Origin of the sequence: Bradyrhizobium sp. 186 (assembly GCF_023101685.1) — a bacterium.
In the GTDB taxonomy this organism is placed as follows: domain Bacteria; phylum Pseudomonadota; class Alphaproteobacteria; order Rhizobiales; family Xanthobacteraceae; genus Bradyrhizobium.
Map to the genome: position 1 here is coordinate 1,867,509 of NZ_CP082164.1, position 18,355 is coordinate 1,885,863.

Below are 18,355 nucleotides of genomic sequence, written 5' to 3' on the forward strand. Positions count from 1 at the left end.
CCGGCCACCACCCTCGCGTAAGCTTTGCGCGGCAGATTGCGGGGCGGACCCTGCTGCCGGTGACCCATGGCCGATACGTTAGCTGCTAGCCTGCCGACCCCGCGACGACTGGGGGCCGACGCCTTTTTCGCCGGCGGTATCGTGGCTATGCTCACGATCCTGTTCCTGCCGATTCCGCCGATCCTGATCGATCTCGGCCTCGCCTTCTCGATTGCGTTGTCCGCGCTGATCCTGATGGTCGCGCTGTGGATCCAGCGGCCGCTCGATTTCTCCGCTTTCCCGACCGTGCTGCTGATCGCGACGATCCTGCGGCTGGCGCTCAACGTCGCGACGACACGCCTTATCCTGTCACGGGGCGGGGAGGGCGAACAAGCCGCGGGTCACGTCGTTGCAGGCTTCTCGAAGTTCGTCATGGGCGGCGACTTCGTCATCGGCCTGATAATCTTCGCGATTCTTGTCACGGTGAACTTCGTCGTGATCACCAAGGGTGCAACGCGTATCGCCGAAGTCGGCGCCCGCTTCACCCTGGATGCGATCCCCGGCAAGCAGATGGCGATCGACGCGGACCTGTCTGCGGGCCTGATCGACGACAAGGAAGCCCAGCGCCGGCGCCGCGAACTCGAAGAGGAGAGCGCGTTCTTCGGCGCCATGGACGGTGCCTCGAAGTTCGTCCGCGGCGACGCCATCGCCGGACTGATCATCACCGCGATCAACATCTTCGGCGGCATCGTGATCGGCGTCACCCATCACGGCCTCAGCCTTGCACGCGCCGCCGACGTTTACACCAAACTCTCCGTCGGCGACGGTCTGGTAACGCAGATGCCGGCGCTGATCGTGTCGCTGTCGGCGGGCCTCCTTGTCTCGAAGGGCGGCACCAGGGGTTCGGCGGAGCAGGCCGTGCTGCGGCAGCTCGGCGGCTATCCGCGCGCGGTGTCGGCCGCGGCGCTGATGATGTTCGTGCTCGCCTTGATGCCGGGGCTGCCGATGACGCCGTTCGTGCTGCTGGGCGGTGTCATGGCTTTCGTCGGCTACTCGCTGCCGAAGCGGCAGGCGGCGCGGGAGCGGAAAGAAGCGGCGCTCAAGGCTGACGAGCGGGCGCAGACCGAGGCCAAGGAGTCTGTCAAGGAATCGCTCAAGACCGCTGAGATCGAGCTGTCGCTCGGAAGCCACCTTTCGGTCCATTTGCTGGGATCGCGCAACGAGCTTGCGCACCGCGTCAGCAAGATACGCAAGAAATTCGCCAAGCAATACGGCTTCGTGATTCCCGAGATCAAGCTCACCGACAATCTGTCGATCGATCCCAAGAGCTACCAGATCCGGATCCATGATACGCGCGTAGCCCAGGGCGAGCTGCGGCTCGGCGAGGTGATGGTGCTTGTGGACAAGGATGGTAACCCCGACGTGCCCGGCGAAGAGGTGATCGAACCTGCCTTTGGCATGAAGGCGCTCTGGGTGACGGAAGCTTTCACCGACGAGGTCAAGCGGCAGGGCTGCAAGCCCGTCGACAATTTGTCGGTGCTGCTCACGCATCTTAGCGAGGTGGTCCGGGCGAACCTTGCCCAGCTGCTGTCCTACAAGGACATGCGTGGCCTGCTCGACCGGCTCGATTCCGAATACAAGCGCCTGGTCGACGACATCTGTCCGTCGCAGATCTCCTATTCCGGCCTGCTCGCGATCCTGAAGATCCTCCTGGCCGAGCGCGTGTCGATCCGGAACCTCCATTTGATCCTCGAGGCGATCGCCGAGATCGCGCCTCATGTGCGGCGGTCCGAGCAGGTCGCCGAGCACGTGCGCATGCGTCTCGCCCAGCAGATCTGCGGCGATCTCTCCGACAATGGCGTGCTCAACGTCGTCCGTCTCGGCAATCGGTGGGATCTGGCGTTCCATCAGAGCCTGAAGCGCGACGCCAAGGGCGACGTCGTCGAGTTCGACGCCGACCCGCGGCTGATCGAGCAGTTCGCGACTGAAGCCAGCGCCGCGATCCGGAAATTCACCGAGAGCGGCACCAACGTGGTGCTGGCGGTGACTCCCGAAGCGCGCCCCTACGTTCGCATGATCCTGGAACGGGTGTTCCCGACCCTGCCGATCCTGTCGCATGTCGAGGTCGCGCGCAGCGCCGAGATCAGGCCGCTCGGAGCCGTATCGTGATCAGTGGCCTCGCCGACAGTGTGGTCGTGACATTCATCGTGTTCTGCCGCATCGGCGCCTGCCTGATGCTCGTGCCCGGCTATTCCAGCGTCAACGTACCGGCCCAGGTTCGCCTGTTCGTCGCGCTCGTGACGACGTTTGCGCTCACGCCGATCCTGATCGCCGTCCTGAAACCACTCACGGACAATGCGGCGCCGCTGACGCTCGCGCTGCTGATCTGCTCCGAGCTTCTGGTCGGCAGCGTCATCGGTCTCGGCGGGCGCGTGTTCTTTCTCGCGCTTCAGACCATGGCAACGCTCATGGCAGGCGCGATCGGGCTCAGCAACATTCCGGGCACCCCGGTCGGCGACACCGATCCGGCACCGGCTTTGGTGCCGCTGATCATGGCCGCCGTCACCACGCTGTTCTTCATGACCGACCAGCACTGGCAGGTCCTGCGCGGACTGATGAATTCCTACGACGTCTGGCATCCCGGCAGCAGGCTCGCCGGCTCCATGGCGCTCGACCAGCTCGTCAGCCGCCTGTCGGAGGCGTTCGTGCTGACGCTGCGGATCACCAGCCCATTCATCGTCTACTCCGTCATCGTCAACCTGGCGGTCGGCCTCATCAATAAGCTGACGCCGGCGATTCCCGTCTATTTTGTCTCAGTGCCTTTCGTCATGTTCGGCGGCTTCCTGCTGCTCTACCTCACGAGCGACGAATTGCTGACGCAGTTCATGCTCGGCGTGTCGGCGTGGCTGGCGGAGTGATCAATTATGACGTCGCGCGCGGACAAGCTCGGTCGGATGGTTTCGCTCGTGAAGCTTCAGCTACGGTTGTCCGAATGGCAGCTCGCGCAGTTGCGTCAGCAGGAGAGAAGCTTGCAGGACGAGCAGGCCTGGCTGGTCGGGGCTCTGAACGAAGGGGAGCTGCCGGCGGGCTCATCAAGCGAATCGATCGCGCGGCGCCTCACCAAGACGAGCGTTGGCGCACGCGCCGTCCAGGCGCAGACTTCGCGGCAGCTCGACCAGGTCCGTTCGGAGAGCCGTCGCGTGAAACAGCTCGAGCAGGTCGCGAAAGCGGCTCTGGCGGACAAGCGTCGCGACGCGGAGAAGCGCTCGCTCGAGGAGATGATGGGAATAAGCCCCGCCGTGCGCGACTGGACGCCACGGCCAGCCAGCCGGAACAAGACATGATCGTGACAGCGACACCCGACCTCGTTCTCGACGTCCTTGAGGCCGCCGACCCCGTGACGCAGCGCGCAGCCACGGCAAAGCTCGACGCGACGAAGTCGTCCGATGCCGATTTCGCCGCCACGATGGATGCCGAGATCAACAAGGCCGCAACGGCTGCGGCCGGCGATCCGTCGATAGCGAAGACGACGGACGCGCAATCGGCCACGCCGAATGCGGCGCCGGTGCAGGTGATCAAGGCGCCGGCCTCGGGAGAGGTGTACCGCAAGTTCGAGGCCTTCATTCTCCAGACCTTCGTCGAGACGATGCTGCCGAAGGAGTCGGAGGAGGTGTTCGGCAAGGGGACTGCGGGCAGCGTCTGGAAGTCGATGCTGGCGGAGCAACTCGGTACCCAGCTTGCGAAGGGCAAGGGGATCGGTATTGCCAAGCAGCTCGCCGCGGCGCATCCGGCAGTTCTGGACGTTTCGGGCAAGGCTGGATGATGGATCCGGGAATGGGCGACGCAAGTTGAGGGATGAATTTCTTATGCAGGTACAAGAAGGCGCGGTGGCCCCGGTGATGGAGCAGCCGGTAGTAGACACCGGGGCGATGACGGAAGCCGCGCCGGGCGATGCACTGTTGCCCGTGCACCTGCCAAATGTCGGCAGCGAGGTCGCGGCCGACTGCACCGATGTGGCGAGGTCGGATGAGGTGCGCGGCCTGCTGGCGGCGATCCGTCGGCTCGAGAGCATCGTCGAGGAGGAGACGGTAGCGCTCGCGACCGGGAAGAAGATCGATTTCGACGACTTCAGCGCGCGGAAGAGCCGGAGCATGCTGGAGTTCGTCCGCCTGATGCGGGCGCGGATGCATCTCGGCGGCGAAGCGGAGATCACCGAAGAGATCCAGCGCCTGCGCCAGAAGCTCGAGCGAAACCGCTCCATCCTCGAAATGCACTACGACGCCGTGCGCGAAGTCGCGACGATCATCGTCAGGGCGGTCAGGGAAGCCGAGTCGGACGGCACTTATAGCGGTCGCGCAGTGCAGGACGGAAAATGATCAGACTGGTGCTGGCTGGCCTCTGGGTATGCATCCTCACTGCGGGCACGAGCTATGGCGTGGCCTACTGGAAGGAGAACGGCAGCCTGCTGCCGGCAAAGGACGAATATCTCGACGGGCTGCAATACCAGAAGACGCGGGCGCTGAGCGTTCCGATGGTCGAGAACGGCAACGTGCAGGGTTACATCGTCGCGCGCTTCGTCTACACCGTGGAGGCGCGGACCATGCACCAGCTCAACGTTCCGCCCGAGCCGTTCGTCGTGGACGAAGCCTTCCGCAGGATCTATGCGGACGAGCGCCTCGATTTCAGGAAGCTCGCCCGCTACGACCTCTCGGTCCTCACCACCGCCATCAAGCAGCGCGTCAACGAGCGGATGCAGGCCGACGTCGTCCAGGACGTCCTGGTCGAGGACTTCAACTACGTCTCGAAGGACGAATTCCAGCAGAAGCGGTAGCGCAACGGCGTTCGCGCCCGCCGGCCGCCCTGCCGTTTCTCCGCCGCTGAAAATGCACCGGCCTCTGCGGAGATATCTCCGCAGAGGCCGGCGTCGTTTGGTGTCGATGTCGTACCGCGTCAGTTTCCTGCCGGATACGCCGCCGGGGCGGCATGTGCCCTGTTCAGGAGGATGGCGACCTCGTTGAGATCCTGCATCGGCACGTCGAGGGTCTCGCCGGCCGGGATCTCGAGGCGGTACCCGACATAGCGCCGTGCCACGATCGCGTCGAAGCCGAGGCGGTCACGCAGCTTCTTGCGCAGCTTACTCACATGACTCTCGATCACGCTCTCGTCGAAGGCCGCCTCGAAGATGCCGTAGACCGCGTTGAAGATCTGCGTCTTGGTGATCCACTTTCCGTGGTTGCCGACCATGTATTCGAGAATGCGCAGTTCGCGGCGGGGCAGGGTGATGGCGCGGCCGCCGATCTCGGGGTCGCGTCCGTTGAAGAAGACCTGGATTCTGGTTTCGCAGGGCCTTGGCAGGTCGCCAACCCTGCGTCGCGCGATCGCGGCCGTTCGGGCCAGGATTTCGCGAAGATGGATTGGCACGTGAACCACGTCGTCCACGCCCGATTCGAAGAGCTCGAGCGTGTTCTTGAGCATCTTCTGGCCGCTCATGGCGATGATGGGAGCCGCGGATCGCTTGCGCATCGCCCGCGGCAGGCTTCCGCGGGCACCGCAATCCCCCAGAAGGAAGGCGTCGACCGCTGCCAGATCCGATTCATTCGCAGATTGCAGCCAGTCCCAGAATTCTCCGGAGGAGAAGCCGATCGACGATACACCTTCGCGAACGAGCCCTCCAACGTAGCTGTTTGTGACGCTCTCGCGATCATCAACGATTATATACATCAGTCTTTCGCCCCTGTTTCGCACTTGCGGCGGCCGGCCGGTTGTTGTGATGCGCCGGTTCGGCAGCCATGCTGTTTGACGACATTCCTTCCCGCGAACCGTTATTATGGTTTCGATATTCGCGGGCAGCCCTACGCATTCAGTGCCTGCGTGTGCAGGCCTGCTACTTCGACTCGATACTGAACGCTACGACGTGAGGCCCGGCGGGTGTCTTACGGATCACCTCGCGGAGCGGATTGAGACAGCGACCTAGAACAGTTGCGCCAAGTTGCTCATCGCGGCCGTTCGCAACTGAACTTTGTCGATCCCCTCGCCAACTGGCGAGAATCACTTGAGTAGGACCGTAACAATTGCCGATTTCCGATCAAGCGTGCGGAACAAAGCGGTTGCTACACGCGTTTGATGCTGTTGGTTTGTTTCGAGTTGTTTCTTGATATATCCAAGCGCATTAGTTGATTTGGTATTAAAACTAGTTTTGCACCGTAACGGTTATAAGGTTCCTCAGACCCGTATAATTACAGCTATTTTGGGTAGTGCTGCGGGTCATGCATATTGTGGGGTTTTCAACCCCTGATCGATTCTCACAACCGCGCTCCCGCGTGCGACAATTCGACTCATGTATGGCGAGGCGACTCCAGCTTGGCGAAATCTTGGCGAGTGTGTGTCTTTCGAGTCGCACTCTCGCCTCGTGCATGGCGCGATGGACTCATTCGACGTCGCATCATGCGCGACGAGAATTTTTCGATGCGCACGTTTCGGGCAAGCTTCGGCAAATAGCTTCATCGTTCGATAGATCGAACCGAACGGAGCATTTTCATATGTTGTCCGATGGCAAAACTCGTCCCAACGAGACTGCCGATGTGTCTGCGGCGGCCAAGCGGGCTCCGGAGGCGCGCGACGCAAAGGACAGTGCGGCGCGTACGGCCAAGCCCGCTGCAAGCGCGAGACCTGCGTCGGCGTCGGCGAGTGACGATGTTCTTGCCAAAGAAGCGCTCGAGGGGCTCAAGCGCATTCGCGCCAAGGCGCGCCTCGACAAGATGGCGATACCGAAGCCCACGCCGACCGTCGTTCGCCACGCCGTCATCGTGTCCAAGCCGCCGCCGCCCCGCCCGACATGGGTCGCGCCGCTCGCGACATTGCCGGTCGCCGCGATTCTCGTGGTCTGTGCCTGCACCGGCGTGATCGCCTATCTCACCACGCAGCCGAGCCAGACCAACGTCGCGGCCAATACGGAGATCAGGAACCTGCGCGAGACGGTCGTGCAGCTGCGCAAGCAGGTGTCGGGCGTGTCCGAGAACCTGGACGGCCTGCGCACCGCGGTCGATCTTTCGAGCAAAGCGACCAACGACCGCTTCGGCCGGTTCGCCGAGAATCTGGATCGTATCGAGCGGGTGAGTTCGTCCTCGACGGTGAAGCTCGACAGGCTCGCTCAGGCGCAGGCTCCGGCGCCTGCCGCCTCGCAGCCTCAGCCGTCGTCGCAGGCGATGCCGATGATGGCCACGGTCGCAGCGCCCGAGGTCACGGGATCGGTGTCTCCATCCGAGCGCACGTCGGCACCGCGCAAAGCGGTCAAGGGCTGGTCGGTCCGTCAGGCCTATGAGGGGATTGCGATCCTGCAAAGTCCGAACGGCGTCATCGAGGCCGTGCTGGGACAACAGGTGCCCGGCCTTGGCCGCATCGAGGAGATCAGGAACGAGAACGGCCGCCTCGTCGTCGAGACCAGCGGCGGCGTAGTCTATTCGCCCCGCAAGGCGACGCCGTAGTCCGCGAACCCTTCTATTAGCGGTGATGCTCGAAGCTGGTGCATAGCAGCTCGACCTCCGCCTCCGCGATCGGCGCGCGAAACAGCCGGCAGGTGAACTCGGCCGTCGTCTTGCTGTCAGTGGTGGGGCGGTCCTCCCGGAGGAAGATGCACCGCTTGCAAACGTCGGTATGGTGCCGCTGCTCGGCCGCGTCCGATTGATCCAGCACGTGCCGCAGCGTGTCGCGGAAGCGGATCTTGCCGTCGTCGTCGAGGACGGCGATGGCGTCGACGAGGACGTTGACGGGGTCGCGCACCAGGAACTTCTTGCCCTGCTGCGTGACGCTCAGCATCACCGATCGCTTGTCCTTGGCGGAGCGCTTTCGTTCCAGATATCCCAGCCGTTCGAGTTCGCCGATGATGAACGAGGCAGTGCCGCGCGTGGTGCCGACGTAGCTCGCCAGAGCCGATGGCGTCCTGGAAAACCGGTTGGCACGGGAGAGGAAGCGCAGCGCCATCCACTCGCGATCGCGCAACCCATGCTTGGTGCCTTCGAACCACAGGATTCGCGCGACCTGTTCCAACAATTCAAACGATTCGCGAGCCAAATTCATTTCTCTTCCAGGTCGGATAAAGCTTTATTCAATTGAGCTTTTGGTAGCGCAATCTGGCGGGCGATAATGAAACTCCCGAGCGATCTCTCTTTGAGCGGGACGACTTACCGCGCAGGAGGACGCCTCTCCATCCTGGAGACGGAACTTTCGGACGTGGAACTAGAGCGTCACAAAGAAAGTTCGCGTAAATTGTACGGCTAAACTCTTCTGAAAATTTCAGTCAAATGACTAAGGCTCGCGCGCGAAATCCGGGTGACGCGCGATGCCCGAGCAACATGATGTGTCGCTGCCGGCACTATGGTGCCCATTTGTTGCGGTGGACGTTTCGAATTGCGCGAACCGGCGGAGCGTCTGCAACTCGTGACAGTGTCGAGCGAGGGTGGGAGAACCACCTCTTTCGGTTAATGGATGTTGCGATGCAGCGCACCCACGCGGTTAAATCAGGCACACGATCGAAATCCAGGGAATGTCAGAGTGTTGTCTGTCAGCGAGAAAGCAAAGCCGTTCAGCGTCAAACGCGCAGCATTGGCCGCCACCGTCGGCAACATGCTCGAATTCTACGACTTCATCACCTACAGCTTCTTCGCCATCCAGATCGGCCATACCTTTTTCCCGACCCAAAGTGAGTACGGCAGCCTGATGCTGTAGCTGGCGACCTTCGGCGCCGGCTTCGTCACTCGACCGATTGGCGGGATCGTGCTCGGCATCTATTCCGACCGGATCGGCCGGCGGCCCGCCATGCTGTTGAGCTTCGCCTTGATGGGCGCTGCGATCCTGACCATCTGTCTGACGCCGTCTTATCATTCGATCGGCATTGCGGCGCCGATTAACGTGATCGCGGCTCGCATGGTGCAGGGTTTTGCCCTCGGCGGCGAGGTCGGGCCGACCACTGCCTATCTCGTCGAGATTGCCCCGCCCGAGCATCGGGCCCTGATGGTCGCATGGCAGCCGGCGAGCCAGGAGATCGCCGCGACCGCCGGCGCCCTGGTCGGCGTCATCCTGAGCGAGACGATGGCACCGGAGATGCTGGAGTCCTATGGCTGGCGAGTGGCGTTCCTGATCGGGGCCGTCTGCCTGCCGTTCGGATTTTCGATGCGCCGGACGCTGCCGGAAACGATCCCACAGGCCGAAGCCGGTGCCAGCGCCACTGAACACAGCAGTCATCTTTCGCGGGCCCGTCGTCACGTCGGAATCATCGCGCTGGCACTGATGATCCTGGCCAGTGGCACGATCTCGACCTACGTCACGCAATACATGACGACCTACGCGCAGAACACGCTTCATGTGACGCCGACACTGGCCTTTGCGGTGTCGCTCGTCAGCAACGGTCTTCAGATCGCGGGCGCGCTGTTTGGCGGTTGGTTCGCCGATCGCCTCGGCCGCAAGCCGGTCATGATCTGGCCGCAGCTCGCAACGCTTCTGCTGACCTATCCGATCTTCCAGTGGATCGTCCACGCGCCCGGCGCGCTGTCGCTGCTCGTCGGATTCGGCGTGCTGTCGATCATTGGGTCGCTGCCGTTCACCGCGTTCTATGCGACCTTCACCGAGGCGCTACCCCAGAACATCCGCGGCGGTGTGTTCGCCACCGTCTATGCGGTCGCGATCGCAAGCTTCGGCGGCACTGCTCAGCTCGTGGTCACCTGGCTGCTGCATGTCACCGGCAATCCGCTGGCGCCGGCCTGGTATCTGCTGCTTGCGGCGATCGTCGGGCTTGGCGCGATGAGCCTGATGCCCGAGACTGCGCCCGTGAAACAGCGCCAAGGGAAAGCGTGAAAGCGGCGTGCTCGCAGGCTAGTGATTTGCGTTTCACCGGCAACTGTTGACGAATGCGTCGTCCTAAGGATCAGTCGACCTGACCAAAGTCACCGAGATCAAGGACCTGCTGCCGGTCGTCAATGCCAAGCCGGACGCCGAGCTGCTGTCCGATCTCGATGCGACGGTGGCGTGGGCGGGATCGCAAGGCAGCGACACCACGAAACTCGGCATCATCGGCTTCTGCCGCGGCGGGCGCAATGTCTGGGAATATGCCGCGCACAGCGGCACCCTCAAGGCAGGCGTCGCTTTCTATGGCCCGCCGGTTGATGCGCCAAATCCGCTTTGGCCGAAGAGCCCGGTTCAGCTCGCGCCTGAGATGAAGGCGCCGGTATTAGGCCTCTATGGCGGCGCCGATACCGGCATTCCTGTCGCGCAGGTCGATCAGCTCAAGGCGGCGCTCGAGAAGAACAAGAAGACGGCGGAATTCAAGATCTATCCGGAAGCGCCGCACGGCTTCCTTGCGGACTACCGCGGCAGCTACCGCAAGGACGCGGCGGAAGATGCCTGGAAGCAGGCGCTGGCCTGGTTCACGAAATACGGCGTCTTGAGCTGACGCCGGATCTCATGAGGGCGGCCCAATCGGCCGTCCTCTCTCTCTATCCAAGCGACGATCTCACTTCACCATCGCGCCATAGACGATGTCCTGGACCTGCTCGCGATAGTACTTCCGCAGTTCGCCCGGCGCCGCCGTTCCTACCACCACGACCAGACGCTCGTTCGGATCGCAGAAGAACTGCGTCCCGAACGCCCCATTCCAGGTGAACTCGCCGGGATGGCCGGGGACCGACGACAGGCCCTCGCTGGTCCGGACCGCGACCGCAAGGCCAAAGCCGAAACCGGCGCGATGCGGCTCGATGTTCGCCACATTGTTCTTGATCTCGGGGCCGAGGTGATTGGTCGTCATGTGATGCACCGTCTTCGGCCCGAGGATGCGCTGGCCGTCGAGCTCGCCGCCGTTGAGCAGCATCTGCCCGAAGCGGATGTAGTCGCCGACCGTCGCGAACGAGCAGGCGCCGCCGCAATCGAACTTGGTCGGCGTATCCAGGAGCTTGATCGCTTGCGGCTTGCCGGTCAGCGGGTCGTTGGCAAACGGGCGGGCGAGGCGAGCGCGTTGCGCGTCCGTCGGATGAAACGTTGCGTCCTTCATGCCGAGCGGCTGCCAGACATTGCCGGCGAGATAGTCGCCGAGCCGCTGCTCGCTCACCTTCTCGACGACAGCGCCGAGCACGTCGATCGAGAAGCCGTATTCGAACTCGGTCGAGGGTTGATGCGCCAACGGCAGTTTGGTGATGCGTTCGATGAAAGCCTGCGTGTCGCCTTCGACCGACGGCGCGACGCCGTCGGGATACTGCCGCGCCACCAGGCTCGAGCTGTCCGGGCGGCCGCCATACATCAGTCCGGACGTATGCCGGTAGAGATCGTGGATAAAGATCGGCGAAGCCTGCGGTTCGAGCTTGAGCGAACCGTCTTCTTGGGGAACGCCGACCTTCATGTCGGCAAAGCCCGGATAGTAATCGGAAAGCTTTGCCTGGAGTGGCAGCCGACCTTGCTCCATCAGCGTCAGGCCTGCGACCGCCGCCATCGGCTTGGTCATCGACGCTAGTGCGAATATCGCGTCGACAGGCATCGGTGTGCCTTTGTCCGGATCGAGCATGCCGTAGGCCTTGTAATGGACGAGCTTGCCGTCCCGCGCCACCGCGACCACCGCGCCGGGCACGCGCTTGGCCGCGATCTCGCGCAAGAAATCGTCGAGGCGCGTGAGGCCCTGCTTCGAGAAGCCGGTGTCGTCGGGATTGGATTCGGGCAGCGGCGCGGCGCTGGCTGCGCCGAACATGATGACGGCAGCCGCCGCCGCGATCATGGCGATCGTCTTCTTCATTGTGTTCTCCCAAGGCGCGGGCTCGTATTGCGATCTATGGCCCGCTGAACGCCTAGATCACGTCTGCGCCAGATCGAAGTCAAGCGCGAGCAGCGCGGATCAGGGGCGCGTCAGGACGCGGCGGAACTGTCTTGCCTTATCGTCCTTCGCCCGCGTCCCACAGCGCATCCAGGCCGTGCCGATAAGTCGGGTAGGCGAAGACGACGCCGAGGTCGCGCTTCGCTCGCGCATTGGAGACGCGGGCATTGCCGGCGTAGAAGCTGCGGGCCATTGCCGACATCTCGGCCGTCTCGAAGGTTTCTTCGGTCGGCGGGGCGATGCCCATCAGCTTTGCCGCATAGGCGATCACGTCCTGGGGTGGCGCGGGCTCGTCGTCGCAGACGTTCCAGGTGCCGCCGCCCCGATGCCGAACCGCGGCCATGATCGCGCCCGCGATGTCATCGACATGAATGCGGTTGAACACCTGTCCCGGCTTGATGATGCGCCGGGCCGAGCCTACGCGCAGCGTCGCCAGCGCGTTGCGGCCGGGGCCGTAGATGCCCGCAAGCCGCAGGATCGCGACCTCGCCACGCGTCGTCTCCGTCCAGGCTTGCTCCGCTGCGAGCCGCATTCGGGTGCGGTCGAGGGTGGCCTGCGGCGGCGTGCTCTCGTCGACCCACGCGCCGCCGTGATCGCCATACACGCCGATGGTGGAGAGATAGATGACCTTGCGGTGGCGACCTGCCAACACCTCCGCGAAGGCCATGATCGCGGGATCGCCCGCGCTGCCGGGCGGGATCGACACGAGAAGGACATCGGCGTCGCGAACCCGCTCGACCGTCCCGCGATCCGGACCGCTCCCGGAAAACGGATGCGCTTCGATGCCGGCCAGGTCTTGCCGCTTCGCGGGATCGCGCACCGTGCCGGCGATGTGCGAGAACGTGCCGCCGAATTCGCGGACGAAATGCCGGGCGCTATAGCCGAAGCCAAGGATGAAGAGCCGCATACGTTTGCCGTGCTGGTCGGAGTTCCGTTCGCGCTGCTGCGCGCGTCTCTGCTCATAAGAGATTTTTGGGTCCAGCAAAAGATATTGCAATTTTACACGCCTGCCAGTGCGGGCGATGCTCGCTTGTCACTCGGGCGTCGGGAGGGAGGCGTCGATCATGCACGCAGAAGCACCTGCCGCAGCGCTATGCGACGCCGCGGAGCTGATCCGGCGCGCCAGCGCACTGATCTTCGATGTCGACGGCACCCTGGCCGAGACCGAGGAACTGCACCGGCAAGCCTTCAACGAAGCCTTCGCCCGTCACGGTCTCGCCTGGCATTGGGACCGCGCCGTCTATAAGGATCTGCTGCGGGTGACGGGCGGCAAGGAACGGATCCGCGCCTACCATGCGAGGCAGCGGAGCGCTCCGCCGTTGTCGGACGCGCACATCGCAGAACTTCACCGCATCAAGACCGCATATTATGCCGAACTGGTCGAGACCGGCTGCTGCCCGCTGCGGCCGGGCGTGGCGAACCTGCTGGCTGCGGCGAAGTCGCGTGGCCAGCGGCTCGCGATCGCCACGACCACCTCGCGCGGCAATATCGATGCGCTGCTGTCGCGGGCGCTCGGCGATCGCTGGACCACGGACTTCGATGTGATCGTGGCCGGCGACGATGTCCGCCACAAGAAGCCTGCGCCGGACGTCTATCTCGAAATCCTGGTGAGGCTGAAGCTGGAAGCTTCCGATTGCGTCGCTATCGAGGATTCCGCCAACGGCCTGATCGCGGCCTCGCGTGCCAACATTCCCGTCCTGATCACCCGCAGCATGTTCTTCCGGGACGATGATTTCGCCGATGCGCGGTTCGTGCTGAACGATCTGTCGAGGCTGGGACGCCTCGGGTGAGGCGTCGATAAAAAAACGCGAAAACAACCCCATGCACAGTAGATCACGTCGGCGTGTCTCGCCGTTCAGTGGACCCGCCGGCTCGGGCCAACCTCATCAATCTGCTCGACAATCTGGGCGATTGGGCTCGACTGGTGGTGAACCAGGCGCCAGCCGTCGCCGACGCGCCTGAAATGGTTGGCGGCAGCAAGCGCGGTGCCGTCAACGATCTCGATGCAGAGCACCCGCGCGCTGTCGCCGTCGATGATTGCCTGCGGCTCGGCGCAAACGATCTGCGGCCGCTCAGGATTCTGCAGGATGTCGCGCCAGCTTCCGATCACGGTGGCCCGCCCGACAATGGCCGGCCAGCCGGGATGGATGCAGGAAATGGAGTCGTCCTCCGCCCACATCCGTTCCATGCCGGCAAAGTCGCCCGTTGAAAAGGCGGCGTAAAAGGCCGCGTTGGCGGCGATGACTCCGTTATCCTTCGTCATAGCTCTCGGGTGAGCCATGGACGGAGAAAAATCAAGCGCGACTTCCGTCGATTTTGACCGCAGTGCAGCATCGACGTTTGGGATTGCTGTCACGTGGAGACGTGCGTCTCCACCGCCCGCCGCGCACCTTCCGCATAGAGACGGCCGAGCGCCGCGGTCACGGCCTCGCGCAGCCGCGGCTCGGCCCCCAACGGCCCGAACACTTTTCCGACCCCGAGCAGTGCGGGCGCAAGTCGTTCGGCGACAGGACCTGCCTCGCGCGCTAGCGCCGCGAGCTCTCCGGCGAGCGGATCGCGCACGTCGATCGCGCGGCCCTGTTCGTCGATTGCGGTGACGTAGCGCATCCAGCCGGCCACCGCGAGCGCATGGGTCGCGATCGGCTGGTTCTTGCGCAGGCGGTCCTGCATCGCGCCGAGCAGACGCTGCGGAAGCTTTTGCGAGCCGTCCATCGCGATCTGCCAGGTGCGGTGATGCAGCGCGGGATTGGCGAAGCGCTTGAGCAGCGAGGCGCGGTAAGCGGCCAGATCAGTACCGGCCGGCATCGTCAGCGTCACCGCGGCTTCTTCCATCACTTGCGCGGCAAGACGCGCGAAATGCGGATCAGTCATGGTGTCGGCGATGGTCTCGTAGCCGGCGAGATAGCCGAGATAGGCGAGCGCGGAATGACTGGCGTTGAGCAGTCGCAGCTTCATCAGCTCGAACGGCTTGACGTCGGCGACGAGCTCGACGCCCGCGGCGGCGAGATCGGGCCGGCCCGCGCAAAAACGGTCCTCGACCACCCATTGCGTGAACGGCTCGGTCATCACCGGCCATGCGTCGCGCAGGCCGAGTACGGCGGCAACCGCATCCCGGTCGGCATCGGTCGTCTCCGGCACGATACGGTCGACCATGGTACAGGGGAAGGCGGCCGTATCCGCGATCCACTTGCCGAGGTCCTTCGATCGCAGCGCCGCGAATTGCGTCACGATCCGCTGCACGGTGTGGCCGTTGGCGGCGAGGTTGTCGCAGCACAGCACGGTGAAGGGCGCGAGCCCTTGCGCCCGCCGACGCGCAAGGGCGGCAACGATGAAGCCGGGCGCCGAGCGCGGCGCGTCAAAATTGTTCAAATCGTGCACGACGTCTGGATGCCGCTCGTCGAGATCGCCGGTCTGCGGCGTGTGGCAATAGCCTTTCTCGGTGACGGTGAGCGAGACGATGCGGATGGCGGGATCCGCCATCCTGTCGATCAGCCGCGCCGGGTTCTCACGCGCGACGACGCTGTCGAGCAGCGCGCCGATCACGCGGTGCTCGGTGCCTTCCGCCGCGCGCACGGCGACGGTGTAGAGATGGTCCTGCGGGGCGAGCGCGTCGCGCGTATCCGGACTGCGCAAGCTGGCGCCGACGATGCCCCAGGCGGTCGCGCCGGTGGCAAGGCAATCGTCGATGACGACCGCTTGATGGGCGCGATGAAAGGCACCCAGGCCGAGATGCACGATGCCGGGCGTGACGCGCGAACGGTCATAGGCCGGGCGGCGGATGGCCGATGGCAGCCGATCGAGATTGGCGCGGCCAAGCCGCATGGTCGTCTCTCCCTTGCTTTGCCGCTGCTTGACATGGTGCCTATGCTCGGTCAATGCTTGGGTCAATTGGTAAGACCAATTTTCCAAAATTGGCGGTCCGCCGGGATTTCAACCCGGCGCGGCCCTTGCGGGGAGGCCAGCGTGCCGCTGGAAGTTGTGGAGGCGAGACGGCTCTATCGCCAGGTCGCCGATCAATTGCGAAGCCTGATCGACAGTGGCGAGTACGCGGTCGGCAGCCGCTTGCCGACCGAGCGCGAGCTCGCCGAGCAGCTCAAGGTCTCGCGGCCGACAGTGCGCGAAGCCCTGATCGCGCTCGAAGTCGAAGGCCGCGTCCGCATCCGCGTCGGGTCAGGCATCTATGTGATCGAGCCCGCGGGTCCTGCTGCGCCCGTGCCGGTGGCGGCTGTCATCGAAGGTCCGTTCGAGCTGCTGCGTGCCCGCGAATTCCTCGAAAGCGCCATTGCCGAGCAGGCCGCGCGCGTGGCGACAAAGGACGACATCGCGCGCATCGACGCTTCCCTCGTCGCGATGGAAAATGTCGAGCACCCCGGCGAAGCCTCGATGATCCATGACCGCGCCTTCCACGTCGCGATCGCCGGAAGCCTCGGCAATGCCGTGCTGGTGCGCGTGGTCGGCGAGCTGTTCGACCAGCGCCTCAATCCCTATTTCGCGCAGCTTGCGCATTATTTCGAGAACCCGGGCACCTGGCGCACTGCGCTCGATGAGCACCACGCCGTGCGCGATGCCATTGTGGCGCGCGACCCCGAGGCGGCCCGTGACGCGATGCGCGATCATCTGGCGCGCTCGCAGGAGCGCTTTGCGCAGAATTTTGGCGCCGAGATTGCGGCCGGATCGCCATCCGGGCGCAGTCGAGTGGCGCGATCTCCGGAAAAGCCGGCAAGAGCAAAACGAACGCCGAAGAAGCAGGCCAAAAGCGGTACTGCGCGGCGGCGATGACATTGGGCGGTCCACACCCCCTTTTGGTGGTCGGGCGAACAAGAAGCAGACTTGAATGATGGAGGAAAAATCAATGTTGAAAAAGATGACGATGGTGCTGGCGGTCTCGGCCGCTGCAATGTGCGCTGTAACCAACTCCAGCGTGGCGCAGACCAAGCTCAAATGGGCTCATGTCTACGAAACCTCGGAGCCGTTCCACAGCGCATCGGTCTGGGCTGCGCAGGAAATCGGCAAGCGCACCAATGGGCGCTATGCGATCGACGTCTATCCGGCGTCGCAGCTCGGCAAGGAAGCCGATATCAACCAGGGCCTCTCGCTCGGCTCGGTCGACATCATCATCTCCGGCTCGAGTTTTGCTGCAAAGAGCTTTCCGCCGATCGGCGTGACCTATTATCCCTATACGTTCCGCAACGCCGATCATCTGCTCGCCTACACCAAGAGCGACATCTTCAAGGAGCTCGCCAAGGGCTATGAGGACAAGAGCGGCCACCACATCGTCGCGGTGACCTACTACGGCGTGCGCCAGACCTCGTCGAACAAGCCGATCAAGAGCTGCGCCGACCTGAAGGGCCTGAAGATGCGGGTGCCCGACGTTCCGGCTTATCTGGCGATGCCGCGCGCTTGCGGCGCCAACACCGCGCCGATCGCATTCGCGGAAGTCTACCTCGCGCTCCAGAACGGCACCGTCGAGGCGCAGGAAAACCCGCTGACCACGATCGAAGCCAAGAAGTTCTACGAGGTGCAGAAGCACATCGTGCTGACCGGCCACATCGTCGATCACCTCAACACGGTCGTGGCGGGCGCGCTCTGGAAGAAGCTGAGCGACGAAGACAAGAAGATTTTCACGGACGTGGCGCAGGAAGCCGCCGCCAAGGCGACCGATGAGATCAAGCAGAACGAAGCCAAGCTGGTCGCCTTCTTCAAGGAGAAGGGCCTGACCGTGACCGAGGTCGACAAGAACGAGTTCCGCGACACCGTGCTGAAGAACGTCCCGTTCGAGACCTTCGGCTATCGCAAGGCCGACTGGGAACGGATCCAGGACGTGAAGTGACCGATACGGTCATTCCGGGGCGGCTCGAAGAACCGAACCCGGAATCTCGAGGTTCCGGGTCTGGTGCTTACGCACCATCCCGGAACGACGTGAGTTCTGGCCTTAAAGGAGCAACCACATGTCGACCGCCGAAATGCACCGGCAGATCACCGCGGACGAGATCGCCCATACCTTCGAGGAGGAGGCGACGCCGAAGGTCGATCTCGGCATCTACGCTTTCGAGGACTGGCTGGCGCTGGCGATCTTCTGGGTGATGGCGCTCGCCGTCTTCCTCCAGTTCTTCACCCGTTACGTCCTCAACGACAGCTACGCCTGGACCGAGGAGATCGCGACCTACTGCCTGATCGGCGTGGTCTTTATCGGCGCGTCGATGTGCGTGCGGCTGTCGCGGCACATCCAGGTCGATCTCATCTACCGCTATCTGCCTCATCTCGTGGCGCGCGCGTTGTCGACCGTGATCGATCTGATCCGGATCGCTTTCTTCGCCTACGCTGTCCGACTGGTCTGGATCTACATCCAGATCATCGGCGACGAGTCGATGACCACGATCAATTTTCCCAAGAACTACGTCTATTACGCCGTGCTGCTCGGCTTCGTGCTGATGTTCGCGCGTTCCGTGCAGGTGGCGTTGCAGAACTGGCGGCAGGGCTACTCGATCCTCGAACGTCCCGGTGCCTACGACGGATCGGAAGGATAAT

The 18,355-nt window shown here is 63.6% G+C and carries 17 protein-coding genes and 2 pseudogenes; 13 read left to right on the top strand and 6 right to left on the bottom strand.

What is annotated here, in order from left to right:
• Positions 1-66: 66 nt before the first annotated feature.
• Genes flhA through IVB18_RS08750 form a run of 6 tightly spaced genes read left to right on the top strand, consistent with a single transcriptional unit; the run spans position 67 to position 4,810 of the window.
• Entirely contained in the window at positions 67-2,148 is a 2,082-nt protein-coding gene (gene flhA / locus IVB18_RS08725) for a flagellar biosynthesis protein FlhA (protein ID WP_247988777.1), read from the top strand.
• A complete protein-coding gene (fliR, locus tag IVB18_RS08730) occupies positions 2,145-2,897 on the top strand; it encodes a flagellar biosynthesis protein FliR (RefSeq protein ID WP_247988778.1) in 753 nt (250 codons plus the stop codon). Before flhA ends, fliR begins: the two co-directional genes overlap by 4 nt.
• 6 nt (positions 2,898-2,903) lie before the next feature.
• The gene (locus IVB18_RS08735; RefSeq protein WP_247988779.1) at positions 2,904-3,323 is read left to right on the top strand and encodes a hypothetical protein; all 420 of its coding nucleotides are present in this window, start codon (positions 2,904-2,906) and stop codon (positions 3,321-3,323) included.
• Complete coding sequence (locus IVB18_RS08740; RefSeq protein WP_247988780.1) at positions 3,320-3,802, top strand: rod-binding protein; 483 nt, start codon at positions 3,320-3,322, stop codon at positions 3,800-3,802. The genes IVB18_RS08735 and IVB18_RS08740 overlap by 4 nt, the downstream gene beginning before the upstream one ends.
• 43 nt (positions 3,803-3,845) lie before the next feature.
• On the top strand, positions 3,846-4,355 hold the full coding sequence (locus tag IVB18_RS08745) for a flagellar biosynthesis protein FlgN (protein WP_247988781.1): 510 nt from the start codon (positions 3,846-3,848) through the stop codon (positions 4,353-4,355).
• The gene (locus IVB18_RS08750; RefSeq protein WP_247988782.1) at positions 4,352-4,810 is read left to right on the top strand and encodes a hypothetical protein; all 459 of its coding nucleotides are present in this window, start codon (positions 4,352-4,354) and stop codon (positions 4,808-4,810) included. The genes IVB18_RS08745 and IVB18_RS08750 overlap by 4 nt, the downstream gene beginning before the upstream one ends.
• A 119-nt stretch (positions 4,811-4,929) precedes the next feature.
• Here IVB18_RS08750 and IVB18_RS08755 read toward each other — a convergent pair whose 3' ends face one another.
• Entirely contained in the window at positions 4,930-5,700 is a 771-nt protein-coding gene (locus IVB18_RS08755; protein WP_346732618.1) for a response regulator transcription factor, read from the bottom strand.
• A gap of 818 nt (positions 5,701-6,518) precedes the next feature.
• On the opposite strand from IVB18_RS08755, the gene IVB18_RS08760 reads away from it, so the two are divergent.
• Positions 6,519-7,463, top strand: a complete 945-nt coding sequence (locus IVB18_RS08760) for a hypothetical protein (RefSeq protein WP_247988784.1) — start codon at positions 6,519-6,521, stop codon at positions 7,461-7,463.
• Between the two features lie 16 nt (positions 7,464-7,479).
• Here IVB18_RS08760 and IVB18_RS08765 read toward each other — a convergent pair whose 3' ends face one another.
• Complete coding sequence (locus IVB18_RS08765) at positions 7,480-8,055, bottom strand: MarR family transcriptional regulator (protein WP_247988785.1); 576 nt, start codon at positions 8,053-8,055, stop codon at positions 7,480-7,482.
• A gap of 546 nt (positions 8,056-8,601) precedes the next feature.
• Between IVB18_RS08765 and IVB18_RS08770 the strand changes: the two are divergent.
• Both IVB18_RS08770 and IVB18_RS08775 read left to right on the top strand, forming a co-directional pair.
• Positions 8,602-9,828 (top strand): annotated as a pseudogene (locus IVB18_RS08770) (MFS transporter).
• Between the two features lie 76 nt (positions 9,829-9,904).
• Positions 9,905-10,423, top strand: a pseudogene (locus tag IVB18_RS08775) (dienelactone hydrolase family protein); the annotation flags it as partial.
• 60 nt (positions 10,424-10,483) lie between these two features.
• On the opposite strand, the gene IVB18_RS08780 reads toward IVB18_RS08775, so the two are convergent.
• Positions 10,484-11,749 carry a serine hydrolase domain-containing protein gene (locus tag IVB18_RS08780; RefSeq protein ID WP_247988786.1) on the bottom strand — a complete coding sequence of 422 codons (1,266 nt, stop codon included), beginning with the start codon at positions 11,747-11,749 and terminating at the stop codon, positions 10,484-10,486.
• 136 nt (positions 11,750-11,885) lie between these two features.
• Positions 11,886-12,734 (bottom strand): SDR family oxidoreductase, encoded by an 849-nt coding sequence (locus IVB18_RS08785; protein WP_247988787.1) that lies wholly within the window; start codon positions 12,732-12,734, stop codon positions 11,886-11,888.
• A 157-nt stretch (positions 12,735-12,891) separates the two neighbouring features.
• Here IVB18_RS08785 and IVB18_RS08790 point away from each other — a divergent pair, with 157 nt between their 5' ends.
• Positions 12,892-13,617: an HAD family hydrolase gene (locus IVB18_RS08790; protein ID WP_247988788.1), complete on the top strand. Its 726-nt coding sequence runs from the start codon at positions 12,892-12,894 to the stop codon at positions 13,615-13,617.
• Between the two features lie 65 nt (positions 13,618-13,682).
• Here IVB18_RS08790 and IVB18_RS08795 read toward each other — a convergent pair whose 3' ends face one another.
• Together IVB18_RS08795 and IVB18_RS08800 are read right to left on the bottom strand one after the other, a co-directional pair.
• Positions 13,683-14,090, bottom strand: coding sequence for a nuclear transport factor 2 family protein (locus IVB18_RS08795; RefSeq protein WP_247988789.1), 408 nt, complete (start codon positions 14,088-14,090; stop codon positions 13,683-13,685).
• 89 nt (positions 14,091-14,179) lie between these two features.
• Positions 14,180-15,649, bottom strand: a complete 1,470-nt coding sequence (locus IVB18_RS08800; protein ID WP_247988790.1) for a mannitol dehydrogenase family protein — start codon at positions 15,647-15,649, stop codon at positions 14,180-14,182.
• Positions 15,650-15,790: 141 nt separating this feature from the next.
• Here IVB18_RS08800 and IVB18_RS08805 point away from each other — a divergent pair, with 141 nt between their 5' ends.
• From IVB18_RS08805 to IVB18_RS08815, 3 genes are all read left to right on the top strand, one after another.
• Positions 15,791-16,606 carry a FadR/GntR family transcriptional regulator gene (locus IVB18_RS08805; protein WP_247988791.1) on the top strand — a complete coding sequence of 272 codons (816 nt, stop codon included), beginning with the start codon at positions 15,791-15,793 and terminating at the stop codon, positions 16,604-16,606.
• Positions 16,607-16,679: 73 nt separating this feature from the next.
• On the top strand, positions 16,680-17,657 hold the full coding sequence (locus IVB18_RS08810; protein WP_247988792.1) for a sialic acid TRAP transporter substrate-binding protein SiaP: 978 nt from the start codon (positions 16,680-16,682) through the stop codon (positions 17,655-17,657).
• A 118-nt stretch (positions 17,658-17,775) separates the two neighbouring features.
• Positions 17,776-18,354 carry a TRAP transporter small permease gene (locus IVB18_RS08815; RefSeq protein ID WP_247988793.1) on the top strand — a complete coding sequence of 193 codons (579 nt, stop codon included), beginning with the start codon at positions 17,776-17,778 and terminating at the stop codon, positions 18,352-18,354.
• Position 18,355 lies beyond the last annotated feature (1 nt).